The 26,914-nt window shown below is 34.5% G+C and carries 19 protein-coding genes; 15 read left to right on the plus strand and 4 right to left on the minus strand.

All coding sequences use genetic code 11. From position 1 onward, the window contains the following. The first annotated feature begins 8 nt into the window (after positions 1 to 8). The 3 genes from PQ479_RS21100 to tagD all read left to right on the plus strand — a co-directional run bounded on the left by PQ479_RS21100 (position 9) and on the right by tagD (position 2,514). Positions 9 to 1,208: a CDP-glycerol glycerophosphotransferase family protein gene (locus PQ479_RS21100; protein WP_047987117.1), complete on the plus strand. Its 1,200-nt coding sequence runs from the start codon at positions 9 to 11 to the stop codon at positions 1,206 to 1,208. A 25-nt stretch (positions 1,209 to 1,233) separates the two neighbouring features. Next, positions 1,234 to 1,989 carry a CDP-alcohol phosphatidyltransferase family protein gene (locus PQ479_RS21105; protein ID WP_047987118.1) on the plus strand — a complete coding sequence of 252 codons (756 nt, stop codon included), beginning with the start codon at positions 1,234 to 1,236 and terminating at the stop codon, positions 1,987 to 1,989. A 132-nt stretch (positions 1,990 to 2,121) separates the two neighbouring features. Next, the gene (gene tagD, locus PQ479_RS21110; RefSeq protein ID WP_047987119.1) at positions 2,122 to 2,514 is read left to right on the plus strand and encodes a glycerol-3-phosphate cytidylyltransferase; all 393 of its coding nucleotides are present in this window, start codon (positions 2,122 to 2,124) and stop codon (positions 2,512 to 2,514) included. Positions 2,515 to 2,579: 65 nt separating this feature from the next. Here tagD and PQ479_RS21115 read toward each other — a convergent pair whose 3' ends face one another. After that, complete coding sequence (locus PQ479_RS21115) at positions 2,580 to 4,580, minus strand: CDP-glycerol glycerophosphotransferase family protein (RefSeq protein WP_047987120.1); 2,001 nt, start codon at positions 4,578 to 4,580, stop codon at positions 2,580 to 2,582. 503 nt (positions 4,581 to 5,083) lie between these two features. Here PQ479_RS21115 and galU point away from each other — a divergent pair. The 4 genes from galU to PQ479_RS21135 all read left to right on the plus strand — a co-directional run bounded on the left by galU (position 5,084) and on the right by PQ479_RS21135 (position 11,560). Next, positions 5,084 to 5,968 carry a UTP--glucose-1-phosphate uridylyltransferase GalU gene (gene galU / locus PQ479_RS21120; RefSeq protein ID WP_047987121.1) on the plus strand — a complete coding sequence of 295 codons (885 nt, stop codon included), beginning with the start codon at positions 5,084 to 5,086 and terminating at the stop codon, positions 5,966 to 5,968. Positions 5,969 to 6,000: 32 nt separating this feature from the next. Continuing rightward, on the plus strand, positions 6,001 to 8,862 hold the full coding sequence (locus PQ479_RS21125) for a CDP-glycerol glycerophosphotransferase family protein (protein WP_047987122.1): 2,862 nt from the start codon (positions 6,001 to 6,003) through the stop codon (positions 8,860 to 8,862). A gap of 25 nt (positions 8,863 to 8,887) precedes the next feature. After that, entirely contained in the window at positions 8,888 to 10,054 is a 1,167-nt protein-coding gene (locus PQ479_RS21130; protein WP_047987123.1) for a glycosyltransferase family 4 protein, read from the plus strand. A 129-nt stretch (positions 10,055 to 10,183) separates the two neighbouring features. Then, complete coding sequence (locus PQ479_RS21135) at positions 10,184 to 11,560, plus strand: sugar transferase (protein ID WP_047987124.1); 1,377 nt, start codon at positions 10,184 to 10,186, stop codon at positions 11,558 to 11,560. Positions 11,561 to 11,603: 43 nt separating this feature from the next. Here PQ479_RS21135 and PQ479_RS21140 read toward each other — a convergent pair whose 3' ends face one another. Together PQ479_RS21140 and PQ479_RS21145 are read right to left on the minus strand one after the other, a co-directional pair. Continuing rightward, positions 11,604 to 13,988 (minus strand): cell wall-binding repeat-containing protein, encoded by a 2,385-nt coding sequence (locus PQ479_RS21140; RefSeq protein WP_273717199.1) that lies wholly within the window; start codon positions 13,986 to 13,988, stop codon positions 11,604 to 11,606. Positions 13,989 to 14,258: 270 nt separating this feature from the next. Then, positions 14,259 to 15,311, minus strand: coding sequence for an LCP family glycopolymer transferase (locus PQ479_RS21145; RefSeq protein WP_047987125.1), 1,053 nt, complete (start codon positions 15,309 to 15,311; stop codon positions 14,259 to 14,261). Between the two features lie 859 nt (positions 15,312 to 16,170). Here PQ479_RS21145 and PQ479_RS21150 point away from each other — a divergent pair. From PQ479_RS21150 to PQ479_RS21175, 6 genes are read left to right on the plus strand one after another with little or no spacing between them, the layout of a single operon-like run. Then, positions 16,171 to 16,665 (plus strand): Lrp/AsnC family transcriptional regulator, encoded by a 495-nt coding sequence (locus PQ479_RS21150; protein ID WP_047987126.1) that lies wholly within the window; start codon positions 16,171 to 16,173, stop codon positions 16,663 to 16,665. Continuing rightward, positions 16,662 to 17,690: an ABC transporter ATP-binding protein gene (locus PQ479_RS21155; RefSeq protein ID WP_047987127.1), complete on the plus strand. Its 1,029-nt coding sequence runs from the start codon at positions 16,662 to 16,664 to the stop codon at positions 17,688 to 17,690. Before PQ479_RS21150 ends, PQ479_RS21155 begins: the two co-directional genes overlap by 4 nt. Continuing rightward, positions 17,668 to 18,600, plus strand: a complete 933-nt coding sequence (locus PQ479_RS21160) for an ABC transporter ATP-binding protein (RefSeq protein WP_047987128.1) — start codon at positions 17,668 to 17,670, stop codon at positions 18,598 to 18,600. Before PQ479_RS21155 ends, PQ479_RS21160 begins: the two co-directional genes overlap by 23 nt. A gap of 3 nt (positions 18,601 to 18,603) precedes the next feature. Next, positions 18,604 to 19,566: an oligopeptide ABC transporter permease gene (gene opp4B, locus PQ479_RS21165; RefSeq protein ID WP_047987129.1), complete on the plus strand. Its 963-nt coding sequence runs from the start codon at positions 18,604 to 18,606 to the stop codon at positions 19,564 to 19,566. A 17-nt stretch (positions 19,567 to 19,583) separates the two neighbouring features. Then, complete coding sequence (locus PQ479_RS21170) at positions 19,584 to 20,483, plus strand: ABC transporter permease (RefSeq protein WP_047987130.1); 900 nt, start codon at positions 19,584 to 19,586, stop codon at positions 20,481 to 20,483. A gap of 16 nt (positions 20,484 to 20,499) precedes the next feature. Further along, the gene (locus tag PQ479_RS21175; RefSeq protein WP_047987131.1) at positions 20,500 to 22,347 is read left to right on the plus strand and encodes an oligopeptide ABC transporter substrate-binding protein; all 1,848 of its coding nucleotides are present in this window, start codon (positions 20,500 to 20,502) and stop codon (positions 22,345 to 22,347) included. Positions 22,348 to 23,279: 932 nt separating this feature from the next. Here the strand turns inward: PQ479_RS21175 and PQ479_RS21180 are convergent. Next, positions 23,280 to 23,912, minus strand: coding sequence for a YigZ family protein (locus PQ479_RS21180; protein WP_047987132.1), 633 nt, complete (start codon positions 23,910 to 23,912; stop codon positions 23,280 to 23,282). Positions 23,913 to 24,403: 491 nt separating this feature from the next. Here PQ479_RS21180 and PQ479_RS21185 point away from each other — a divergent pair, with 491 nt between their 5' ends. Beyond that, positions 24,404 to 25,540 (plus strand): sensor histidine kinase, encoded by a 1,137-nt coding sequence (locus PQ479_RS21185; RefSeq protein ID WP_047987133.1) that lies wholly within the window; start codon positions 24,404 to 24,406, stop codon positions 25,538 to 25,540. Between the two features lie 156 nt (positions 25,541 to 25,696). Next, on the plus strand, positions 25,697 to 26,404 hold the full coding sequence (locus PQ479_RS21190) for a response regulator (protein ID WP_047987134.1): 708 nt from the start codon (positions 25,697 to 25,699) through the stop codon (positions 26,402 to 26,404). The last annotated feature ends 510 nt before the right edge of the window (positions 26,405 to 26,914 follow it).

Raw genomic sequence — 26,914 nt, forward strand, 5'->3', positions numbered from 1 at the left:
GGTTAATAATGAAAAGTATTGTTGCTAAAATCAAACAAAGTCATATAATACGCACTTTATCACAGGTCATATTTAAAGTCATAGCTTTGTTTCCTGTAAAGAAGGGTTTTATATTGTTTGAGAGTTTTTCTGGAAAACAATATAGCTGTAACCCTCGTGCTATATATGAGTACATGAATGAAAATGACTATCCATACAAATATGTTTGGAGTGTAAACGGAAATCTCATAAATGATTTTTCGACCAAGGGTATTCCTGTTGTAAAAAGGCATTCTTTTAAGTGGTTTCTAATTGCTGCAAGAGCAGAGTTTTGGATAACGAATAGTCGAATGCCTTCTTGGTTACCTAAACCAACACACACAACTTATATTCAGACATGGCATGGCACACCTCTTAAGAAGTTAGTGGCTGATATGAAAGAGGTTCATTTAGCCGGTAATGATCGGGAGTCATATATTCGCGATTTTCATAAAGAATCTATGCATTGGGATTACCTTATTTCAGCTAATAAGTTTTCAACTGAGATTTTTAAGCGTGCTTTTAATTTTAATCGTCAAGTATTAGAGGTAGGTTATCCAAGGAATGATGTTTTAGTAAATGGTAATGACAAAAATGCTTCGAGAGACATTAAAAAAAGACTGCAAATTCCTGCTGATAAAAAAGTAATATTGTATGCACCAACATGGCGTGATCATGAATTTCATGCGGGCAGCTATACATTTTCACTTAATTTAGATATAGAGGCTTTAAAAAATCGATTTGAAGATGACTGTGTGATTATTTTACGTTTACATTATTTTGTTTCTGAACAACTTGATACTACAGAGCACCCAGGCTTTATATATGATTTTTCTAAATATGTAGATATTAATGACCTTTATCTCATTTCTGATCTTTTAATAACTGATTATTCCTCTGTGATTTTTGATTATGCAAATTTAAAAAGGCCGATGATATTTTATACGTATGATTTGGAATTATATAGGGAGAAACTACGGGGTTTTTATTTTGATCTTGAATCAAATGCTCCTGGTCCTATCGCTAGAACAAATGAGGATTTAATAAAAAATATAGATGAATTTATACAATTTGGCTCCTATGGTCAATTTGCTCAGAAATATAATGAGTTTTTTAACCGTTTTTGTTATTTAGATGATGGGAAAGCAAGTAAAAGAACAGTCGAGTATCTATTTAATAAAAATAGCTAATATGATATTTATTTGAGGTGTGAAAATGAAGTCGCAAATAGGGAAATTGCCAACCACAATATTTGACACTAAAAAGGTAATTGAATACCGAAAACAGTCGCAAGAATTTAGTGCTAAAGAAGATATGTGGTCATGGTTTGTACTTAGACGTTTGTCTATTTATTTCACTCTTCTATTTATTCAATTAAGGTTAACACCTAATATTGTTAGCTGGATGAGTTTCTTTGGGATCATTGCATCTGGTTGGATGATGATGATTGCTACACCTTATGCATTTATGTTAGCCTTTTTATTTTATAATTTAGGTTACTTATTTGATTGCGTTGATGGGGAAATTGCAAGAATTACGAAACAAACATCGATAAAAGGCTTTTTTATTGACATGTTAATTCAAGCGGCTACACTACCTGTATTCATCTCGTTTATTTTCTCTTTATTAGTAAGGTTTGGATATTTGGAGTTGACCATATTAGAGAGTTTTGGTTTATACGTATTAATTGTATTCTCTTTACTTTCATTACTAATACCATTGTCCTATCAAATCACCGTTAATAAAGGGGTGGAACAGGATCCAGTTAATAAAATTCGTGAAAGGTCTTTCTTTTTTACGGTTATTGGCTTTTTGCTGGGTTTACCTGGTTTTTATGCTTCATTATTTATGATTGTATTGGTTGAATTATTATTTTCGATAACATTTTCTCAATGGTATGTATTGTTATTTTTACTCATTATGGTTCTAAAAGTCTTAGCGAGATTATTTATCACATTAAAATCTATATAAATTTGGGATATTGATGGAAATATTGAGGGTTTCTGTTATTCCTTAATCACGTATGTTATAATTTAATAATGTTAATTTAATGTAAATAATTTATATATATAGCGTGTGTTTAATGTGAATAGGAGGAGAACAATGAAAAAAGTAATAACATACGGGACTTTTGATTTATTACATTGGGGTCATATTAATCTATTAAGAAGAGCTAGTGAGTTAGGAGATTACTTGATTGTTGCTATATCAAGTGATGAGTTTAATGCAATCAAGAATAAGACTTCTTTTCATAGCTTTGAAAATCGTAAAATGATTTTAGAAGCGATCCGATATGTAGATGAAGTTATTTCTGAAGATAATTGGGAGCAGAAGGTTGAAGATGTTAAACATCATAACATTGATGTTTTTGTAATGGGTGATGATTGGGAAGGTAAATTTGATTTTTTAAAAGAGCATTGTGAAGTAGTTTATTTACCTCGTACAACTGGAATCTCAACAACTAAGATAAAAGAAGGTTTGAAAGCTATTAACTAACAATAAGAAAAGGCTGCCCAGTAGGGTGGCCTTTTCTTATTGTTTGGTTTTACTTAACATGAAGATTAAGTTTTAGTTTTATCGAAAAAGCTATTAATTACATTATAAATTCTTTCTCCAGCTTTCTTGTCGCTATAACTATATAGATTATCCTTGATAAAGCTTTCATAAGAAGCGTCGATTTTATTTGAACGTACCTTTTTCCTTAGATATTTAAGAAGTTGGTTTTTTTCATTAAAAATCGGTCCAGGTAAAAAACCACGTGAGTTAGCAATTTCAACATCTGCGGTAGCATCCATTTGATAATATAAAACTGGGCGTCGAAGTAGTGCAAAGTCAAGCCCTACACTAGAATAATCAGTTATTAATATACCATGTCTTTGTAAAAGCTCTTGAACAGTATATTGACCTTCGAATATAACATTCACAAAATTCGAATGAAATAAGGGGCTAAATTTTTGGAAGTTAGAATGTAAATAGAAATTTACTTCTAACTTTTTTTGCTTAGCTAGTCTGAGAAAACTAGAGTCATTTATTAATGCTTGATACTCTTTATAATATGTTGTTTCCATAAATTTTTCATTTGATAGATCTCTTAATTGTTCTCTCCATGTAGGCATAATTAAGACTCTTTTTCTAGCTGAAAAGCGTTTGAATTTACTTTTACTTTGCAATAACTGATCAAACCGTGCTAATCCTGTAATGTGAATTTCTTCAAGATCATACTCTAATATTTCATGTACATGCTGTTTTTCCCTTTCTGAACTAACAATAAATTTGTTAGTAAAAGTTGGGTTATATTTCTTTCCATAGAGTTTGCTTAGGTTCCGTACGCCAATAATTCCATGCTGAATAAAGACCTTATTAATATGATTGTAATGTGATTGAAGATAGTCTGTAACGAGCGGATAAGCATAGTTTGTTGAGTGTGTGTGTGCTATTACATCTACATCTAACATTAACTTTAAGTGTTCCATACTTTTGAATAAGATAATATTGTCTTTATATGGCATTAGATTTGCTATATCTTTAGAATCTTCACTTATCACATAGTATGTCTTAAATGTGTCACTATGGTTTTTAATCATATATTTAAAGAACTGAAGTCCATTTTCTTGAGCTTTTAGATCGTTTTCTGTAATTAATAAGATTTTTTTAGGATTACTTTTTTTGTGTTTTGCAAAGTGATTTTCTTGTTTGATGGTCTGATAGTGCTTATATACATCATTTTTTAAATAAATGATTCTGATAGATAAATTATTAAGCCCAAGCGTTGGGTAGGTTTTTAATAACATCATATAATCATTGTCATATTTAAGCCAATTCTCATCTGTTTTTTGAGGGATAAGTGGTAATCTAAAACGATAAGATGATACCGGCCCGATTTCGAAATTGAACTGAAACCATATGTCCATAACACTGGTTTCATATTTATTTAAACTGATTTCATCCGTTAAAGAGATGAAGTTATCAGTTGAAAATACAAAATCTACATTATTAATGTATTCATTTCCGTTACCCTTACTAACTTTATTAATTGTAACTGTATTAATAAATTCTTTTTTATTTTTTCTATTCTTTAGAATAGCGTTTATTGATTGTAAAGGAACATACTCAGTAATTATATCCGTATTAATAATAAATTCATTATCAGCGGTTTTAGTAATAAGAGTTGCAACCTCTTTAAAGTAGCATTTAGCTGAAGGAGGATTGTCTATGATGAAACGTAGTGCTTTATCTAAGCTAATATAAATAGTAACTCTATAACCGTTTATATCCACAAATGCATGGTTTGAAAATTCCACTTGTAATTCCTCGTGAATGAAAAATTCACTTTCATCTTCTTCATTTGTGTTGTTAGAATAAATATGTAGTTTCTCTGAATTTAATTGTTGTGCCAGATTAATTAATTCAATTGCAGCTATTTTATATTTGTTTGAGCCTACTTGTTCAAAGGTTAATTGTCTGCCTTTTTCTTTATCGTGAATGAAAAAATTCGTCAATTTAATATCCTGAAAATGTAAAATAAAATCATTATTATCTGTATATATGGTGACTTTGCTCATACTTACCTCCGTTATTTGTACGTGAATTACTTATTTGTATATAATCTGCTCATAACATTTGTAAATACACTTAATTGAAATTATAGTATGTTTTTTTATCATAAGGTAGTAAAAATTTAAATCTGCATAATTTTCTATGTGATATTTAAAACTAAGTGAAAAATAATATAGATAAAGTATTTTCATACTTTTGTCTAAGCTATTTTAGCCTAATTATCTTGTTAATGGTGAACAATACGTGTTATTCCCATAAAATTTCATTTTTTTTATCAATGTTATATAAGCATTTACGATGAAAATTTGTTTAATAAGTGTAATAATTGTACAGTAATTAATTTAGTTCAATATCTTATAGTCATTTATTAAAGTTATTGTAACACTATATATATGAGTGGTTTTAATGAGATTATGGTAAACTAAAGTGATGATTATTTTTTTGAATATGTAAATCAAAATAAGGCTAAATGTTCAACTATAAACATAAAGACAATGGAGGTTTTTTTGTGAAGAGAGTGAAGAAAGCGGTTATACCAGCTGCAGGATTAGGGACAAGATTTTTACCTGTTACGAAAGCAATGCCTAAAGAAATGTTACCAATTGTTGATAAACCAACGATTCAATATATAGTAGAGGAAGCCATTAAATCAGGTATTGAGGATATTATTATTGTAACGGGTAAAGGAAAACGTGCTATTGAAGATCATTTTGATAACGCATTTGAGTTGGAGCAAAATTTATTATCTAAGCAAAAATTAGATCTTTTAGATAAAGTACAAGCACCAACAAAAATGGCAGATATTCATTATATTCGTCAAAAAGAGCCTAAAGGACTCGGACATGCTATATGGTGTGCTAGGAAATTTATTGGTGATGAGCCTTTTGCTGTTTTATTGGGTGATGATATAGTTGAATCTAATGATCCTTGTATTGAGCAATTGATTAGACAGTACGAGAAAACGGGTTCATCTGTTATAGGTGTTCAAACTGTTCCAGAACTTGAAACAGACCGTTATGGCATAATTGATCCAAGTTCAAATGAGGGTAGACTTTATGAAGTGAAGAATTTTGTTGAAAAACCATCCGTTACTGAAGCTCCTTCCAATTTAGCGATAATGGGGAGGTATGTATTGACACCAGATATTTTTCCATATTTAGAAAATCAAGAGGTTGGTGCGGGCGGAGAAATTCAACTTACAGACGCCATTCAAAGGTTAAATCAGAGTAAGGGTGTCTTTGCTTATGATTTTGAGGGAACGCGCTATGATGTTGGTGAGAAATTAGGTTTTGTATTAACTACACTAGAATTTGCTTTAAAAAATAGTGAATTAAAGACACCACTTGTTGAACGTATGAAAGAGATTGTTGAAGAGCATACACAAATAAATTAAAAGTATTAATGTTAGTAACGGAGGTTTAATGAATGGGGTTATGGGAATCGTTATGGGACGTGCAAGAGAAAACCAAATGTACGGCTTATGCACTTGAAATTAATAATAAAATGACTTTTACCTTGTCAGTGGTTATGGGAAGTGAATTAAAAGATGCTATTCATAAAAACAATGGTATACAAGGTAAATTAATTCTCGTATCACGTGAAAACAAGGAAGAAAAAGAATTACCTGCATTTGCTTTAAAAAATCCTGACGAAAAGTTTTCTATTGACATAGAAATAACATTAAAAGAAGTTTTTGATGATTTATATCAAGGGATATGGGATTTATCCCTTGATATTTTTACTGTGGAGTTGAAGGAAAGAATAAGGATTCGACATGCCTTTAATGAAAGTAAAGAACTATTTAATGTATCTAGTTTTCTCTTTTATTCATATGCAACCGTGCATCAGAATTGGTCGTTCCAAATCAAACAAAATGATGTACTCGGTTATATTGAGGAATTGTACTTAGATAACAAAGGCTCCCTGAACATTAATGGTTTTGCTTTTAGCCCTGGGAAGAATTTACCAGTTGGTAAGGGAATTACTAAAAAGGTTATATTCAGTAATAATGAAAATGAACAGTTAGAATTTGTTTGCGATAATATTATAAGGCATGATGTTACTGAGCAATTTGGTATTGACCGTATATACGATAATTCTGGTTTTACTGTTAAAATACCTATGGATTTAAATGAAGAGAAGTTTAATTATCCATATGAACTTTATATGAGTTTAGAATACGACGGGTCAGATGAAGAAGTGTATACAGCGGCTTTGTTAATGGACGATACTAAATTAAAATCGTTTAAAGAGCTTGAATTAATGGAAACAGAAGCTGGAACTAGAAAACTTTCTGTTACAAAAAAGCGTGATGGTTTAGAGTTAAATATATTTAATTATGATTTACATGTTGAAGCTTCAAGTGTTTATGTACGGGATGAGTCAATTATTGTGAATGGAGAAATATTATATAATTTAAGTAAATATGAAAGCTTCGATGGACCACAGAAGATTTTACTTCAGAAGCGACAAGTAGATACAATGGTGACTCTTCCAATAACAGTCGCTGAATCCAAATTTTCTCTAGATATGAAGATGCCAAAATTGTTTAGAGATTACGGCCTTAAAGAAGGCATATGGGATTTATATTTTCTATATGAAGGTGAACGTTATAGAATTAAAACCCATTTAGATGGAATTGAACAAAAGCAGAATAAAATTCAATTTCCTCAATTAATCACGAATGATTTAGAAAATAAGCAGGTTGTATATAAACCCTATTATACAGTGACTGATGATTTATCAATACTAATCAGAAACTATATTTTCAAGAAGCAAGTAGAGCATGTGGTACTGGCTTCTAATAAGCTAGAAATTTATAGTTTTATTAATATCATGGAGCCAAATAATAATGTACCTAGAGTAAGTACTGGTAAAATCACGTTAAAAGGGATTAATGGTCAAAGTTTGGTTATACCAGTATCAATCCACCTTAATAAAACGAAATCGTCAACAACTGAACATAATGCTATTTTTAAAGCAGACTCTTTAGAACTAGATGAAAAAACAGTCAGATCAATGCTTAGATTTGATTCATTAAAGATCGAAATTGAGTTTTCTCCCAATAAAAAAGCTCAATTTATTATGGATATACCACCTGATATAGAAATAAAGAGAAATTTCAAAAGAAAATCTAGGTGGGTAAAAAAATTGACAGGAAGAGGAGCCTATGAAAGGCTGTACAAATTATTATATAAGTTAATTCCTGTTAATAATAATCGAGTCATTTTCCAAAGTTTCTATGGCAATAGTTATGCTTGTAACCCTCGTGCTATTTATGAAGAAATGGTCAAGCAAAGAAGTGATTTGGATGCTATCTGGGTAATTAAAGATAAACACACAGAAATTCTAGGGACTGCTAAAAAAGTAAAACCATTTTCACTCATGTATTTTTATTATATGGCTTCAAGTAAATTCTTGGTTAATAACGGTAATTTCCCTGACTTTTTTGAGAAAAAAGATGGAATGGTTTATCTACAAACATGGCATGGGACACCACTAAAAAAATTGGGGTATGATATTAGTCCATCATCAGCATCTTATGGTGAAAATACGTCACCTCAATTGATGAAAAGAGTTAAAAAGTGGGATTATCTCATCGGTCCAAATGAATATACGTCAGAGATATTAAGTAGAGCATATGACTTTAATAAAGAAGTTTTAAATGTAGGATATCCAAGAAATGATATTTTTTATCAAAATAATATTGAAACTAAAGCTGGGGAAATAAAACGGATTTTAAATATCCCTCCAGATAAAAAGGTTATTTTATATGCACCAACATGGCGTGATAATGAAAAGAAACATGAGCCTTATGAATTTAAATTTGATATTGAGAACTTTTATAAAAAATTCGGAGATGAATACGTTCTGCTTCTAAGGTTACATTATTTTGATGCAGCAAGGTTTCATGTATCTGGATATGAAGATTTTATATATAATGTGACATATTATAATGATATTAAGGAATTATACTTAATATCAGATATATTAATTACTGATTACTCATCCGTCATGTTTGACTATGCTAATTTAAATAGACCTATAATCTTCTTTGCGTTTGATTTAATGAGATATGGCTCTCAAATAAGAGGCTTTTATTTTGATTTCTTAAATGAGGCACCAGGACCTATTGTACAGACGGAAGCAGAGCTTCTTGATGTCATTCAAAATATTGATGGAGTTCATAATGATTATCAGCAACTTTATCAAGATTTTAGAAAGCGATTCTGTCATTTAGAAGACGGAAATGCATCTCAAAGGGTAATAGAACAAGTTTTTAAGTAAATCTTCTAAGGTAGGCGGTTTTTAAATGAAGATACATTTTTTAGTTTATAATATATTTGGAATGGGTGGTACAGGAAGAACTGTTCTAAATGTTGCTAACTATTTGGCGGAAAAAAACTATGATGTAGAAATTATTAGTGTTTTTAAAAGGCAGGCTCAAGGTTTTTTTGAAATCGATCCTCGGATTAAAGTGACTGTACTTCACGATACGGTTACAAGAAATAGTAAAGGGAAAGATGTAAAAACCAAAGTAGCGAATCAATTTTTAAAACTACCGAGCCTTGCTATTCATTATCAAGATGAGGCTTATCGAACTTTTAGACTCTTAACGGATATAAAAATAATTTCATATATAAAGAAAATAAATAGTGGAATTTTAATAACTACCAGACCGAGCTTTAACTTATTAGCTGTAAAATATGCTAATAAAGGGGTGACGCTCGTTGGACAAGAGCACCTAAATATTGATATATATCCAAAACGATTAAAGAAATCAATGTTGAAAAATTATGCGAAGCTGGATTACTTATTAACTTTAACGGACGATGATACCGTTGAATATACAAGAAGCTTCGAAGGGAAAAGCGTAGAAGTTCGAAAGATAACAAATTCGATTCCTAAACTTGAATCAATGGTTTCTAATCTTGAAGAGAAAACAATTATGGCAGCTGGGAGACTTGTAGAACAAAAGGGGTTTGATTTATTAATTGAGTCATTTAATTATATAAAAGACGAATTCCCGGACTGGAGAGTAAAGATTTTTGGTTTTGGTAGGGACAAGAAAATGCTAGAAGCTTTAATTCAACAATATCATTTGTATAATAATGTTATTCTTATGGGGCCAACAAAGAATATTGAAAAGGAATTAGCGAAATCGTCCATCTATGCTTTGAGTTCTCGCTTTGAAGGCTTTGGGATGGTTATTGTAGAGGCCATGCAATGTGGTGTACCGGTAGTAAGCTATGATTGCCCTAAAGGTCCTAGTGAAATTATAAATAATAATGTGGATGGTATTTTAGTTGATAATGGGAATGTCAAAGAGTTCGCTGAAAAATTAGCGTTATTAATGCGAGATAAGAACTTACGTGAGCAAATAGCAAAAGAAGGCTTGATTAGCGTAAAGAGATTTGAAATTGATCAAATTGGTTTAGAGTGGGAAAAATTGTTTGAAGATATCCAAGCTCATACTTAACCTTATTTGAATGGATAGTTATGGTTACCTTGTAAAAGTAACGAAATAATTTAGAAAAACACTTTTTATATAGAAAATGTGTTAAAATACTCCTAGACTATTTATCTTATAAATGCTAGGAGTTTTTTTATGTCCAATATATTTCCTGAAAAAACTTCACGATTTTCGATTGTACTTGTTGATATATTAATAATTCTATTTTCATATACGATTTCATTTGTCATTGCTTCAAATTATCGCGTTATTCAGGAGCGTAATATTGATGCTTTTATTAGTTTATTCCCTTGGGTTATGTTAATTGGGGTATTTTTAATATACACCTTTGAATTAGATCGGCTTGTGTTACGTGATAAATATGATATCGTACGTAAATTAATTGTGACGGTAGGCTTTATGTTTATTTTTACGACGGCGGCTTCGTTCTTTTTTCGTGAATTCGCTTTACCACGTTCAGTTATATTGATGGCTCATTTTATGTCATTTGCATTAATGCTTGCGTGGAAATTGATTTATATTCGTGTAACTAGTGAGAAGTTTAAAGACCGTGCTGTTTTTATTGGTGATGAGGAAGAACATGAATTGATGGCTGATAATTTAGTTGCCTCGAATATTATTACTAGCTCTACAGGTTTAGCCCGAATCTCTAATGTAGTTGGCATGAAGGATTTGGCTCAACAGCTTACACATTACAGCTATATCTTTATCGGTTCTGGTGTTAATGAAAAGCGAAAAAATGAAATTTTGTACTATGCAATGAAGCAAATGAAGCTTGCATATGTGATTCCGAATATGAATGACTTATTTGTCATGAAATCCTCTGTTACTACATTAGGAGATTCAATGGTGATACAAGTAAAGCCATTTAATTTAACGAAGGGTCAAGAAATTATAAAGAGGTTAATTGATATCGTTGTATCTGCACTTTTATTAATTGTAACGTTACCCATTATGCTCATAGCTGCTTTATTTGTAAAGCTTGAAGATCGTGGTCCAGTCTTTTTCAAGCAAGAACGTATGGGAAAAAATTTAAAGCCATTTTATGTTTTGAAATTCCGTTCCATGATTGTGAATGCTGAAGCTAAGACTGGTCCTGTATTAGCGAAGAGTAAGGATAATCGGATTACCAGATCGGGTGCATTTTTACGAAAGACAAGAATTGACGAGTTACCTCAATTAATGAATGTATTACGTGGAGATATGTCATTAGTAGGGCCAAGACCAGAGCGTGAGTTTTTTACGAAGCAATTTGAAAAAGAAAACAGATGGTTTACGTATAGAAATAGCGTAAAACCAGGAATTACAGGTTACGCTCAAGTACTTGGTAATTATACAACAAGTCCTGAGAGAAAAATGAAGTTTGATCTTTATTACATTAGGCATTATTCAGTATGGCTCGATATAACGATTTTATTTAAAACATTAATTGTAGTTTTAAATAAATCGCAAGCTGAAGGCGGAAATGAAGAAAAGAGTAATGATTTGTCAAAAACAAAGGCTAGTTTATAAAATAAAAGAAGAGGAGCAAAGGTAAAACCTTTACTCCTCTTTTTTATCTAAAGAGATTAATAAGTTGATTGTACGTATTGTTATTAATGGCTAAATCTCCTCCAAGAATCGTGACTGACTTTGGATTGATTCCATTAATATATGAACTTGTCCTATTATGAACTCCATTATCTACAATGATAACACCTGCATTTTGTTTAGCAGCTAAAGCAGCGGCTGATAGTCCGTCAGGAAAGTCGTTTGATGTCACAACATATAGATTGTCTTGGCTAGGCTTTGAGTACTCAAGGGCCATTACATTTGTATCGAATCTAGTAAGGCCATCTAATCGTGTAACATTTGGTAAGGTATTTACAGCTTGATTAGAAATAACTAGAGGTCCACCTAACACAAGAGTTTCATTGACATTTAAACTATTTAAAGCATCTCTAGTTGCTTTAGGAATACCTTGAGTATTTGCTAATAAAATCGGAACTTGATTTTTCCCAGCATACGATGCGATAGATAAGGCATCGTGAAAACGTTCGTTACTTACAATGATAGCTTTATTTGAACCATTAGGGGAAACCTCTTTTGCGATTAATGCAGCAGTATCATTTAGAGTAAGGCCAGCGATTCTTTCTGTTTGAATACCCATACTCTTAATTGAATTTTCAACAGGCTCACTAATTGCAATTGGTCCACCTAAGATTATTACTTTTTTAGCTTTTAAACGCTCAAGTTCTTTTTTTGTGGCGTTGTCTAATCGTTCGCTTCGAGAAATTAGGAGTGGTGCGTCATGTTTTTTAGCTAAAGGAACGCCTGCTAACGCATCGGAAAAGCGGTCTCCACGAGCTAAAATGACTACATCAGAAGAGTTCCATCCTTGTTGACTTAACATAGCAGAAGTGTCGTAGCGTGTTAAACCATTTAAACGAGTGACATGGCTTGGGTCACTAGGCATTGCTTTAGATCCAAGTTGCGAAACAAAGTCACGACTTACCCAAGCTGAACCATTTCCGTGACGGATTTGCATCCAGGTGCCACTTGTGACAGGGTTGTCTGAATTATTAACTCGAGCAACGATTAATTGATTGTTAGATACATTTCCAACGACTGCACCACCGGCACTGTTTCGGACATTAAGGTTAGCGCCAGACGTTTTAACTTGGAATAAGTTTTTCACGTTTACATACTCTGCAGATAACCATCCTTCCTGGTTACCAACCTTGACACGGTACCAGTCATTTTGGTTAACACCGTGTACTTCAACCTTTGTACCACTATTAAGAGTACGGATGAGAGTGTTGCCTGATGTGTTAGGTGATGAACGGAAATTAACATTAGCCGTTGTTTCACCGATAACTCCAGTTGGATACGTAGTTAAATTACCTTCTGCAATAACGGAATAATCAGGAGCTGTTCCTGGTTGAGATTGATATCTAGGGATATCGTAACTTTTGGAAGAAGAGCTCAGTTGATTATAAAGGTTAGCCATACGACTTGTTTGCTTTACAGCCCAACCTATGTCTGTTGCATATTTCCTTCCGTTTGGATTAGCTGGGTTCCAACGCATTTTGTACAATGTCTCTTGTCCATTGTTAACATAGTTGTTACCGACTAACCATGCACCACCAATAATGGCTTGTTCTGGTGAAAACCATCCTTGCGAATAAGCGTATTCAGCTCCACAGCTTTTCGCACAGCTATCAAATGCTCCATACCCAAACATGTTATAAACCATTTTGATATCTTTTAGGCTGCTGCGGTTGCTTGAAGTAGCTAATTGCGGTTTTCCATTCGAGTCAAGACCGACTTCCATACCTCTTGCTAACTGTGAATTACCATTACCTGTTTCGAGTAAAGCATGTGAAATTAAATAAATCTCATTCACACTATGTTGCTTACTTGCGTCAATAAATGCTTGTCCCTTACCAGCTAAAATTCCTCGACCTGCTAAGACAGAGTCATTTAGTGCTTTTGCATTTAATCCAACACTAGAGCTTAGGTCAAGGAATTGATAAAAATGGTTATGTGTAGGGGAAACATTGTTTGGATTCAGAACTTGATCGATATCTGCTTTACTTGCATTTACCCAATTTTGATTAAACTGGATTTTATACCAAGTAAAGTTTGTTCCATCTTTAGCCTTCTCTGAACCTAAAACCGTCAGTTTTGACCCAGCATTGACCTGACCGACAACCCAGAAGTTTGTTCCTGGCCCACCACGAACATTCCAACGACCTGTCCCGGTTACCTCGCCGGTTGAACCGCTCACTCTTAATGAATCAGAACGAATATAGACATCATAGTTTTTATCCGTTTGAGCCTTATTGTTAAAGTGTAGGTCTAAAGCGTTTTGGTAATTCGTGTTGTAGTTGGTTATTTGATATGAGGATGAGGCCTCAGCCTTTTCAACCGGAAATAAGAAGAAAAGTAAAGCAAGCATACTCAAAATGAACCACTTTTCAGTTTTTAAAGACTTGATTTGAAATCCCTCCAATCTGGTCCTTAAGACCTATGTAAAATAATAGTAGTTTCATAGTCTATTATCGTTTATTTTCTTGGAAAAGTTAAGAGGTTTTTCTAAGAAATTCGTTAATTTTATATAAAAAGGGACAAAGTACTAGGACGGAATTTGTCGAAATGTTGATTCAATACGCAAAATAAAAGCCTAACATGAAGTTAGGCTTTTAACAAAGTTTCATAAATGACTATATTAATATGTTCCCGTATCCGTACTTTCTGATTGTTCAACCTCATCATCTGCGAATGGATTAGGGTCATTGGTACTATGTCCGTCAATCTCTAAGTGTTGCTTTAGTCTAGTTTGTAGGTCTGTTACATATAGTTGGTTAGGCTCAATATAAAAGACGCCATTAATCCGTATGTCATCACCTTTTACTTGATGTTTTTCAATATCATTTAATGAACCAGCATATCGGTGAAGTGCAACTAAATTAGCAAATGAAAGGTTCGTACCTAAGTTGTCACCTAAAGTATCAATTAAATCATCAAAACGTGTAAGGGTAGAAAAGCTAGCCGCTTGTTTGATAATTCCTTCAATTACTTGCTGCTGACGTTCTCCTCGACCGAAATCACCGCGAGGGTCTTCTTTTCTCATTCGTGCAAAAGCTAATGCTTCTTTACCATTTAATACTTGTGGTCCTTCAAAGAATTGTAGATTGTAACTATCTGTGCTTACTTCATTAAAAGTAAAATCAAATGGAACATCCACTTCAATGCCACCTAATGCATCGACCACTTGTACAAGACCATCAAATCGAACATATCCATAATAATCAATAGGAATATCTAAAAAGTTCTCAACCGTATTAATCGTCATGTTAAGACCGCCACGAGCATGTGCGTGATTAATTTTATCTTGGTAACCAAGGCCAACCATTTCAACTCGAGTATCTCTTGGAATACTTGTTAATATGATACTTTTATCATCCTTATTAAAGGTAGCCACAATCATGGCATCGGTTCTTGCTCTTGATTCACCTGGGCGAGAATCATCTCCTAATAGTAAGACAGAGAAATTGTCTTTACTTGGATTTACGGCTTCTGTACGCATTTCTGATTTGTCACCACGGTCGAGTTCAGGTTCCGCTGCACCAGTAATTGCTGAGTTAAGTTTGACCGCTGAGTAAAAAATCGCCCCACCAATAACAAGGAAACAAAGAGTTATAAATATAAAAATCGTTCGGAACACTTTACGACGACTTCGTTTTTTTCTATTTTTAATTCGGGTGTTATCCACGTTCATACCTCACTTCCTCTAATTAAAAGGTATTCAATTTTATTCATAAAAGTACATATAATATAAGACGTAAATGAAATAAAAAAGGATTTAATCATTATCTTAAATGAAACTCCATGTAGATAGATGGTTTCCTATAAAAGAATGTAAGGGGCTTACCATCATGGTTCGCATAAACTACGAATCTTCTATATATTTATGTTACATTAAGACGATATCTCTACAATTTTATCGAAAAATCTCCTCTACGTAAAGTGGAAAGATAAATTTAAGCAATGTAAAGTATTGGGAGGATTTTGTAAAAATAAGTAGAATAATAATGTTGAATATAGAAAAAGCATTTACAAAGCATTAGAAGTCATGTATTTTTATTAAGTGGATGTTTCAATAATGTTACATAATAATGTCATAATATTTCGATTATTCATAGACAAAAAGTGACTTTATTATATCCTAGTAAAGCTTAAAAGGATAAAAGCATAAAAGTTTATGAAGTTAATAAGATATAAAATTCGTAAAATATAAGATTCATTTTTGAATAAATCGTAATTATTTCTTTATAAAATAAAGAGAATAATAGTTGTATTTGTCAGAAATATCATTAAGTCAGAAAATTTTACAAAGAAAATATTATTTTAATATTGAAAAAGTCTGTCGAATATTTTACAATATGTTTATTCGTTCTTTGAGAAAAAAACATATTTCGTAACAATTTAGTAAAATTTACAGAATTTTTGATATTTCGAGTATGTGAGTTACGTTTTTTTTTAAAGGGAATATAAGTGAGTTCATATTGAGCGATTCCTACCATAACAACTCATTCAAATATCATGAATAAACAGTAGGGATGAAATGAGTGAGTGCAATGTCGAAGCTCGATGCATTAGATGTATCCATATTAAAGCTATTACAGCAAAATGGGAAACGTCCTTATTCAGAAGTGGCCAAGCTATTAGAAGTTAGCGAAGGGACCATTCGCTCAAGGATTAACCGAATGTTAAACGAAAAGGTATTTGAATTCATCATTCATATGGACCCAAATAAGATTGGTCTTCAAGTGCAGGCAATCATAGGTATTGCCACTAAGCTTGGTTATCAGGAACAAGTGGCCATGAAACTTAATCAGTGTAGGGAAGTAAGATTTGTGGGTGTATTTTCTGGTAGGCATGACTTGATTTTGCAGGCCTATTTTAAGAACAATGAAGCACTAGTTGACTTCGTAAATGGAGAGCTTGCTCAATTAGAAGGTATTGATACCGTTGATGTCAGTATTGAGCTAAAGCAGTATAAGGATTCTTTTTCTTATATCGTGAATGGAGAAGGGCACCTAGAAGAAAATAGTAATGGAGTGAGAAAATGACGAATCAACTACTCAAAATTCAGAATTTACAAACATCCTTTCGGATAAAAGATGAGTATCATGCAGCAGTTGATGGAGTATCTTTGGAAGTAAATAAGAACGAAATTGTAGCGATCGTAGGTGAGTCTGGTTGCGGGAAAAGTGCTCTTGCCTTTTCAATTATGGGATTCCATAACCCGAAAAACTCAAAAATTGATGGGCATATCTTTTATAAAGACTATGACTTAGCCCATATCTCAGCTGCGAAATTAAATAAGCTACGTGGTGCTGAAATGGGGATGATTTTCCAAGATCCATTAACAGCCCTGAATCCATTAATGGTCGTAGGAGCTCAGATTGACGAGACATTACTTCTCCATACCAAAATGAATAAAGAGCAACGAAAAGCTAGAGTACTAGAGTTACTAGACAATGTTGGAATTCCGAACCCTAGTCGTGTTTATAATCAATATCCACACGAATTATCCGGTGGAATGAGACAGCGTGTTGTTATTGCGATTGCGATTGCTAATAATCCAGCATTTTTAGTAGCGGATGAACCAACAACCGCTTTAGATGTAACAATTCAAGCACAGATTCTTGATTTAATGAAGGAACTCAAAGAAAAAATGGATGCTGGTGTTATATTGATCACACATGACCTTGGTGTAGTAGCAGAAATGGCTGACCGAGTCGCTGTTATGTATGCAGGTCAAATCGTTGAGATGGCACCAGTGGAAGAACTATTTGAAAATCCTAAGCACCCGTATACACGCTCCCTTTTAGAATCTGTACCATCCACAGATAAAAAGAATGAGCGATTACACGTGATTCAAGGTATTGTTCCGCCGTTACCTAGTCTTCCAAGACAAGGGTGTCGCTTTAAAGCACGGATTCCTTGGATTCCAGAGGAAGCACATGAGGAAAATCCTGAGCTACACGAGGTTAAACCAGGACATTTTGTTCGCTGTAGTTGTTATAAGAGCTTTCACTTCGAAGACGATCAGAAAGGGGATGTGAACAATGCAAGACCTATTAAAAGTTGATAATTTACACGTTCACTTTCCTATTCGTGGAGGCGTATTAAGAAGAGTTGTAGACCATGTCAAGGCCGTAAATGGTGTCTCTCTTCGGTTGCCTAAAGGACAAACTTACGGATTAGTAGGGGAGTCTGGTTCTGGTAAAACAACAACAGGACGGGCGATTATTGGACTGAACGAGATTACTGCTGGTGATGTAATGTTTGAAGAAGCGAATTTAGCTGGTAAGCGTTCAGGAGCGAACAAAAGGGATATTCAAATGATTTTCCAAGATCCGTATTCTTCATTAAATCCAAAGAAACGCATCATTGATGTTATTTCAGAACCTTTAAAGAATTATGAGGACCTAGACCGAGCAGGACGTAGAGCTCGAGTGGAAGAATTAATGGAGCAAGTAGGGTTAAGCAAAGAAGCGATTTTTAAATATCCACATGAATTCTCAGGTGGTCAAAGGCAACGAATTGGGATTGCACGAGCGATTGCTTTAAATCCTAAATTAATTATTGCGGATGAGCCTGTATCAGCACTCGATGTATCTGTACAAGCACAAGTTTTGAATTTTATGAAAGACATCCAAGCTGATTTGGGATTAACGTATTTATTAATTAGCCATGATTTGGGGATTATTCGTCATATGTGTGACCGAATCGGCATTATGTATAAAGGAAGGCTTGTTGAGGAAGGGACGGCTGAGGATATTTACACAAACCCGCAGCATATTTACACGAAGCGTTTGATTTCAGCGATTCCTGATATTAATCCAAAAAATCGTCAGAGGCAAACGTTATTACGAGAAGAAGTCAAAAGAGAATACGAAGAATCCAAAGACTATTATTTTGATAAAGATGGCTTAGCCTATGACTTAAGACCAATTTCTGAGACGCACTATGTGGCTTTACCGAAGGAGGGACAATAGAATATGTGGACTTTTATTATCAGACGAATCTTAATTATGATTCCACAAATATTCGTATTAAGTGTTGTCATCTTCTTCTTAGCACAATTAATGCCAGGGGATGCTTTAACGGGCTTGATTGACCCCAATGCAGGTCCAGAAGTGCAAGCACAGCAACGTGAACGCTTAGGCTTAAATGATCCTTGGTATATTCAATACTTTAATTGGATTACGAATGCAGTGCAAGGGGATTTTGGTCAATCCTTCCGATATAAAATGGATGTTACGGCACTAATTTCGGATAGAATTTGGAATACAGTGTGGCTATCAGTTATGACTTTATTTTTCACGTATTTACTTGCGATTCCTTTAGGTATTATAAGTGGTCGATATAATGATACGATGTTAGACCGTGCTATTACGGGATATACGTATCTTGGTTTTGCGGCACCGCTATTTATTTTTGCACTATTAATGGTGTTTGTATTTGGATTTAATTTAGGTTGGTTCCCAACGAGTGGTAGTGTTCAGCCTGGGTTAACACCAGGAACCTTTGATTATTTTATTAGTAAGGTGTATCACTTAATTTTACCGTCTTTATCAATGGCGTTAATTACCACAGTATCAACGGTTCAATATTTGCGCAGTGAAATTATTGATACGAAGCATAAAGAGTTTATTTTAACGGCTCGCTCTAAAGGTGCCTCTGAATCTCGTGTCTATAACCGTCACATTTTCAGAAACTCATTATTACCTATCGCTGCCTTCTTTGGTTATGAGATTACGGGTTTAATTGGTGGAACGATATTTATTGAAAATATCTTTAGTTACCCTGGAATGGGACAGCTCTTCTTATCCTCTATCACACAAAGGGACACAACAGTTGTTGCAACACTCGTCCTCTTGTATGGAATGGCTGCGATTTTAGGTGCGTTAATGTCAGATATTATTCTAAGTATTGTTGATCCAAGAATTCGAATCAAATAATCCGGAGGTGAGCTATAGTGGCACAACAACAAAATATTGTAAATGAAGAACCGATCAAAACGCCTTCAGGTCTAAATGTAATCTGGCGTGAGATTGTTCGAGATAAATTAGCTCTAGTTTCATTGATTTTTTTCATTTTATTAATGCTTTTTGTATATGGTATATCGCTTATTCTCGATCAGAAAGAGATCGTTCGAGTCGATTTATTTTCGCGTAATGAGCCACCTTCCGCTGATTATTGGTTAGGGACTGATTATGGTGGACGTGACGTCTTTGGACAGCTCATTATTGGGACGCGTAACTCCATTTCAATTGGCCTTCTTGTAACATTACTCAGCGGTTTTGTTGGAATTGTCTTTGGTTTAGTTGCTGGCTACTTTGGTGGCAAAATTGATAATGTGTTAATGCGTATTTTGGATTTCTTTATGATTTTACCAACATTAATGATTATTATCGTATTCGTTGCGATTGTACCAAGTTATTCGATTACATCTTTCTCACTTATTATGGCTACTTTCCTTTGGATGGGGATTGCGAGGTTAATTCGCTCGAAAGCCCTGCAGGAGAAGGAGTTAGATTATGTCAATGCTTCAAAAACGTTAGGAAGCTCACATATGAGTATTATTTTCAAACAAGTGCTACCGAATATTACGTCGCTAATTATTGTCACGATGACATTAAATTTAGCATCTAATATCGGCATTGAATCAGGATTATCGTTTTTAGGTTTCGGTTTTCCTGAGAGTACACCAAGTCTCGGGACATTAGTTAGTTATGCAACAAACCCTGGGACACTCGAACATCGTTGGTGGATTTGGTTACCTGCATCATTATTGATTTTAGTAATGATGTTGAGTATAAATAATGTTGGTCAAGCGCTCAAACGTGCGACTGACGCAAAACAAAGAAGAGGATAAAAAGGGAGGAATAATCATGTCTCAAAGCAAGTTTCGTTTCTTGTTCCTTGCATTATTAGCCGGTTTTGTTTTATTCATGGCTGCGTGTAGTGATAATGGAACAGATAGTGAGCCTGGCAATGCAAATGAGGATCCAGATACAGAAGATCCCGGTTCAGAAGAGGAAGAAGATAATACCGATGGATTGTATTCCATCGACGATTTTGACCAAACTAAAACAGGGGGGGACATCATTGATGGTGGTTCGTTAACTTATGGACTTTCGTCAAGTGACCCATTCGAAGGTACTCTTAACTGGGTATTCTACTCTGGTACGTATGATGCAGAAATTTTAAATTGGTTTAGTGAAAGTATGTTTACATGGGATGAAACATTTGTTTACACGAATGATGGTGCCGCAACGTATGAAATCGATCCAGATGACAATCGTGTCATTACACTTACTATTAAGGATAATGTAAACTGGCATGACGGTGAGCCTGTGACAGCAGAAGATTGGGCGTTTGCTTATGAAGTTATTGCACACCCAGATTATGATGCTGAGCGCTTTAATGCAACCGTTCGTAATGTAGAAGGTATTATGGATTACCATAATGGTGAAGCTGACTCTATTTCAGGCCTTGAAATTATCGATGAAAAGACTTTACGCGTTACTTTTGTCAATGCAACACCTTCATTAGTAACTGGTGGGATTTGGTCTTATCCACTTGCGAAGCATATTTATGGGGATATCGAAGTAGCAGACATGTCAGCACATGATGCAACTCGTGTCAATCCAATTGGTTACGGTCCATATGTAGTAGACTCAATTGTACCAGGTGAATCTGTCACCTTAACTAAAAATGAAGATTACTGGAGAGGCGAGCCAGCTTTAGATAACGTAACACTTAGAGTAGTAAACCCTAACGTTGCGATGGAGGCTTTACGCTCTGGTGAGATTGATATGATTAACTCATTCCCAGCTGACCAGTATGCAGACAATGTTGATGCAACAAACATTGATTGGTTAGGAACTACTGATCGTGCTTATACGTATATCGGTTTTAAACTAGGTAAATGGGATACTGAGAACAATGTAGTTGCCTATGACCCTGAAAATTCAAAAATGGGTAGTAAGGAATTACGTCAAGCGATGTGGCATGCTGTAGATAATAACGCTGTCGGTGAGCAATTCTATGATGGTTTAAGATGGGCTGGTACGACATTAATTCCACCATCTCACTCTGAATATCATGATGCTACTAATCCTGGTCGTGAGTACAATCCTGATTTAGCGAACCAGTTATTAGATGATGCTGGTTTTGTGGATGTTGATGGAGATGGATTTAGAGAAGATCAAGATGGCAATGAATTAACGATCAACTTTGCTTCCATGGAAGGTGGAGACATTGCTGAGCCGTTATCCTACTACTATATCCAAGCGTGGGAAGAAGTAGGTTTACGCGTTCAATTAACGGACGGACGTCTACAAGAATTTAATACATTCTATGAGCGCGTTCAAAATGATGATGAGGCTATTGATATTTATCAAGGTGCTTGGGGTGTAGGTATCGATGTTAACCCTCTAAATCTTTACGGTCCAGAAGCAGCACAGAACTATAGCCGTTATGCGACAGATGAAAACACAGAATTATTATTAAGAGGTATTTCTGACGAAGCATTTGATGTAGATTATCGTATTGATGTATATAATGAGTGGCAAGAATTAATGGTTGAGGAAGTTCCTGTATTCCCAACTGTATATCGTGCGATTTTATATCCTGTTAATAAGCGTGTAACTAATGCTTATATCGGTGATGGTACAGGAATGTACAGATATCAAATTGGTGTAACAGAAGATTCGCCAGTTGTTGATGGGCAATAATGATAAAGAAAAAAGAAGGATGAGATAAATCTTATCTCAAAATGAAAAGCCAGTGAATTTTCCTAAGCGAATTTTCACTGGCTTTTTCTATTATTAGTAGCGTAGAAAACTCTGGCTCTTTCGGTGAGGAAAGAGCTTCAAACGTAGTATTACTTAAAACCTCAGTTCTGGTAAGTAGTATACGGCTTAACAAACTATGAAGGATGTATACCCACTAAGTGACATAAATAGTTAATTGCACTCTACTTGAAAATGAAAAGAAGGTGACAGTGAGAGAAGGAATTTCTTTAGAATGAGAGAGTGTGATAGAGTGGGAATACAGTTCATTCATTTTGCGATTAAGGTCAAGGCGAGTCTTTTAGATGCAAATCAAAACCACCAGGAGTTGGTGGCATTGATTAGAATCACTAATTAAATAACACTCTATGGAATAGGACACACTGATGTACAAGAAACTGTACCTCTAAATTCGGCGACATAATGATCTCCAGTATAACGATAGCTAACTCTAGTTAGAGTCCCTCTCCAACCAAGTTCACTGTAAGTAATTGTTTGAGGGGAGAATGAGTCGAAAGCCCTGTGGACAGTTACAGTTCTAGTTTGTGAATTGACTCCAAAGAGTACTTAATCAGACTTATTGGTTATTGATGCATTCATGGTTGCTGGTTCGCTAATAAAGAGAATACTTAGAATAAAACATGTGCTAAGAAAACCTAATTTTTTTAACATATTAATCACCTCCTTTTATCGATTAATGTAATATTCTACATATTAATGTAAATCCTTATATTTTTGATTTTTTTACAATTACTAGTTATGTGTTATAAAAAAACAAAAAACACAAGCAAATCGCCTGTGTTTCGCGTAAAGTAATACCTTTATAAATCAGATTCTCTCTATATTATTAGATAGATTGTGCAAAAAGGTGTAGGTTAAATTATCTTTTCTAAGTAGATCTCATCATGAATTTGAATGGTGACTTGCCCGTTCGTTAATTCATTCATCCACTCTGTAAACGGATGATACTCATCTTCTTTTACATATACTTTCACGGTCACGTCTTCTAAATAAGAAATTTCTTTGAGTGGATAATGTGACTGTCTTAATTCGTTTTCCACTTTACCTAGCCAGTGATAATCAATGGAACAGTGTACGACTTTCATAAGTGTTCGTTCAACAACGCCAACATGGTTAAGCCCCTCACTAACGGAGCTACCGTAAGCTCGAATTAAGCCTCCTGCTCCGAGTTTGATTCCTCCAAAATATCGAGTTACAACGACAGCGGTATTTTTTAGTTGTCTTTTCTTCAACACTTCTAACATCGGAACTCCGGCTGTTCCGCTTGGCTCCCCGTCATCATTGGCTTTTTGAATGTTGTCATGCTCACCAAGAATATAGGCAGAGCAATTATGAGTCGCGTTTGAATGCTTTTTTTTGATCGTGTCTATAAATTGCTGAGCTTCTTGTTCAGAATTAATTCTAGCAAAATGGGAAATAAATCGAGATTTTTGTATAACTAGTTCATGCTCACCATAACCTTTGACGGTCTTATAAGCCTCCAGCATAAAAATGATCACCTGCTTTTTTCATAGTTTTACAAGAATCCGAAATCAATATGTAACAAAGGTTTGTTAGGATAGGCTTGTCGGATAACTTGTTTGATGGATCGTAGTAAAAATAGGCCATGTTTAATAGAAGAGAATGTTTTTTTGTTTTGGTGGACTTTTATGTGTGGTATTAGAACCTTACTCCTAATCATAAGGTAAAAGTTATGTAGGAACAAATTTAAAGGTAGGAATTGGTTTAATTGTCGCATCATTATGCATGGAAGAGTTAAATATTCAATTCTACGTAATTATATCCGCTTTATTCGTCATGAACATATTCGTATTAGCATATTTATATCGAATTATGTTTGAAACTAGATAGGATTTTAGTTTTTTTTGGTGTAATATAAGGATAGCGGAAAGTCTTTCATGTAGCAATGAGGGACAGGGACATAATGTTCATTTGTGACCTTTGACTGATTTCTGGTAAAAAAAGTAGGTGAAAAGGCTTGAGTGGACAAACAGTACTTGAAGATATAATTGAAAAGACGATACATACTGTAGGGCAAAGTCGTGAGCAGATTTTCGAGATTAGCGAAAAGTCGAGACAGGAGTATGTATCTTTACAAAAAGAATTACTTGAAATTCGTTTAAAGGTGACGCGTATCATTGAGAATACGGACAAAACAGAGCTTTACGCAAGATATGCTCGAAATCGTCTGGCTGAGGTAAGTAAGAATTTTGACCAATACAGCACAAAGGAAGTACAAGCTGTATATGAGCAAGCTAATAATTACCAGGTCGAACTAGCCGTATTACGACAAGAAGAGCTTCAATTACGTGAAAGACGTGATACAATTGAGCGACGAATTGTTGATTTAGGTGACACCGTGGAACGCGCCGAGCAGTTAGCAGGACAAATGTCAGTCGTTTATAACTTTTTATCTCAGGATCTAAAACACGTTGGTGAAGTGATCCAAAGTGCCAAGGAAAAACAGGCGTTTGGTCTGAAGATAATCGAAGCTCAAGAAAGTGAACGTAAGAGACTTTCGAGGGAAATTCATGATGGTCCTGCACAAATGATGGCAAATGTTATGCTTCGTTCTGAGTTAATTGAACGGATTCATAAAGAAGAAGGTATCGACGAGGCTTTAAAGGAAATTCGTTCACTGAAGGAAATGGTACGCTCTTCATTAGCAGAAGTCAGGCGTATTATTTATGATTTACGTCCAATGGCACTTGATGATTTAGGGTTAATGCCAACTTTATCAAAGTATTTAAAGAATTTCGAGGAGCACCATCAAGTAATCGTTTCTTTTAAGGCACTTGGTAAGGAGCAGAGATTGCCGCAGGAATTTGAAGTAGCGATGTTCCGCTTGGTTCAAGAAGGTATCCAAAATGCAGTGAAGCATGCAGAACCAGACGAAATACAAGTGAAGATTGAATTCCAGAAAACGAAAGTGATATTGGTTATTAAGGATAATGGTAAAGGCTTCGACCCCTCCTCCGTAAAAGAAGGTTCATTTGGATTAATGGGAATGAAAGAACGAGTGAATATGTTAAAAGGTGATTTGAATATCCAATCACATTTAAATGTAGGCACTACTTTATTAGTGCAAATTCCGCTTATATCTGAGGAAGGTTGATATAGAAGTAGTATTGCTCATTTTAGAGAATGATGTAGTAAAGCGACTACAAAAACAAGTAGATTCAGCCATAATTCTAACAAAGATTAAGACAATAATTAAGATGTAGCCATTTTTATAAGGAAAACTAACTACATACTCAAAGAGGTGACTGAAATGAATGAAACCGAAAAAAAGAGCATTCGAATCGTATTAATTGATGACCATCAATTATTCCGTGAAGGTGTAAAAAGAATATTAGCGATGGAAAATGATTTTGAAATTGTAGCTGATGGTGAAGATGGTTCACAAGCTGTTCAGTTAGTAGAAGAATATCAACCAGATGTTATTTTAATGGATATTAATATGCCAAATGTTAATGGTGTCGAAGCAACAAAGTCATTAATTGAGCGTTATCCACATATTAAGGTCCTTATTTTATCCATTCATGATGATGAATCGTATGTAACTCACGTGCTAAAAACAGGTGCTGCTGGTTACTTGCTAAAAGAGATGGATGCAGATGCTTTAATTGAAGCGGTTAAAGTTGTTGCTTCAGGTGGTGCTTATATTCACCCTAAAGTTACGCATAACTTAATCAAAGAGTACCGTCGTCTAGCGACAGAGGATGATGAGCATGAAGAATCAATCGGTTATCGTGAAGTCGAATATCGTAAGCCTCTTCATATCTTAACTCGTCGTGAGTGCGAAGTTCTTCAATTAATGACGGATGGCCAAAGTAACCGTGCTATTGGTGAAACACTTTTCATTAGTGAGAAAACGGTCAAAAATCATGTGAGTAACATTTTACAAAAAATGGGTGTTAACGACCGTACTCAAGCAGTGGTTGAAGCAATCAAGAGTGGTTATGTGGTTGTGAGGTAAGGAATGAGCGGATGTGGGACAGGCACAGAGGGTGAAGTGAGAAGGCTGAAGTGCTGAGGTCGGAGTTACTGAGGTTGAAGTGTGAAGGCTGAAGTGCTGAGGCTTGAAGGCTAAATTAGAGGTTCGACGGCCAAGGTACTGAGGTTAATGCTAAAGCAGAGGATGGAATACACTGGACATGGTATTGTTGCCACGCAAATGGTTCCTTGCTTAAGACATGCTGTTCATTTTATCTTATACAATTGCTTACCGTATGACTTTTTGAGCTATGTTATATATGAATAATAAGATAAAACCCAATTCAAAGCTGATTTTTCGGCTTTGAATTGGGTTTTTTAATGACTTTATATATTGTGAGTGATAGATTCAGAAATAAAAGGTTAATGTGCAGATACTGAGGAGAAGAGGGTTAGTATCTGCACAAAGAGGAGGCTAATGTGCAGATACTGAGGAGAAGAGGGTTAGTATCTGCACAAAGAGGAGGCTAATGTGCAGATACTGAGGAGAAGA

Source organism: Alkalihalobacillus pseudalcaliphilus (assembly GCF_028610675.1).
Lineage (GTDB): Bacteria > Bacillota > Bacilli > Bacillales > Bacillaceae_D > Alkalihalobacillus > Alkalihalobacillus pseudalcaliphilus.

Bases quoted from the DNA above. Each gene is read 5' to 3' on its own strand.
- PQ479_RS21100 (WP_047987117.1), top strand. From the start codon at position 9: ATGAAAAGTATTGTTGCTAAAATCAAACAAAGTCATATAATACGCACT.
- PQ479_RS21105 (WP_047987118.1), top strand. From the start codon at position 1,234: ATGAAGTCGCAAATAGGGAAATTGCCAACCACAATATTTGACACTAAA.
- tagD (WP_047987119.1), top strand. From the start codon at position 2,122: ATGAAAAAAGTAATAACATACGGGACTTTTGATTTATTACATTGGGGT.
- PQ479_RS21115 (WP_047987120.1), bottom strand. From the start codon at position 4,580: ATGAGCAAAGTCACCATATATACAGATAATAATGATTTTATTTTACAT.
- PQ479_RS21125 (WP_047987122.1), top strand. From the start codon at position 6,001: ATGGGGTTATGGGAATCGTTATGGGACGTGCAAGAGAAAACCAAATGT.
- PQ479_RS21130 (WP_047987123.1), top strand. From the start codon at position 8,888: ATGAAGATACATTTTTTAGTTTATAATATATTTGGAATGGGTGGTACA.
- PQ479_RS21135 (WP_047987124.1), top strand. From the start codon at position 10,184: ATGTCCAATATATTTCCTGAAAAAACTTCACGATTTTCGATTGTACTT.
- PQ479_RS21140 (WP_273717199.1), bottom strand. From the start codon at position 13,988: ATGCTTGCTTTACTTTTCTTCTTATTTCCGGTTGAAAAGGCTGAGGCC.
- PQ479_RS21145 (WP_047987125.1), bottom strand. From the start codon at position 15,311: ATGAACGTGGATAACACCCGAATTAAAAATAGAAAAAAACGAAGTCGT.
- PQ479_RS21150 (WP_047987126.1), top strand. From the start codon at position 16,171: ATGTCGAAGCTCGATGCATTAGATGTATCCATATTAAAGCTATTACAG.
- PQ479_RS21155 (WP_047987127.1), top strand. From the start codon at position 16,662: ATGACGAATCAACTACTCAAAATTCAGAATTTACAAACATCCTTTCGG.
- PQ479_RS21160 (WP_047987128.1), top strand. From the start codon at position 17,668: ATGCAAGACCTATTAAAAGTTGATAATTTACACGTTCACTTTCCTATT.
- opp4B (WP_047987129.1), top strand. From the start codon at position 18,604: ATGTGGACTTTTATTATCAGACGAATCTTAATTATGATTCCACAAATA.
- PQ479_RS21175 (WP_047987131.1), top strand. From the start codon at position 20,500: ATGTCTCAAAGCAAGTTTCGTTTCTTGTTCCTTGCATTATTAGCCGGT.
- PQ479_RS21180 (WP_047987132.1), bottom strand. From the start codon at position 23,912: ATGCTGGAGGCTTATAAGACCGTCAAAGGTTATGGTGAGCATGAACTA.
- PQ479_RS21190 (WP_047987134.1), top strand. From the start codon at position 25,697: ATGAATGAAACCGAAAAAAAGAGCATTCGAATCGTATTAATTGATGAC.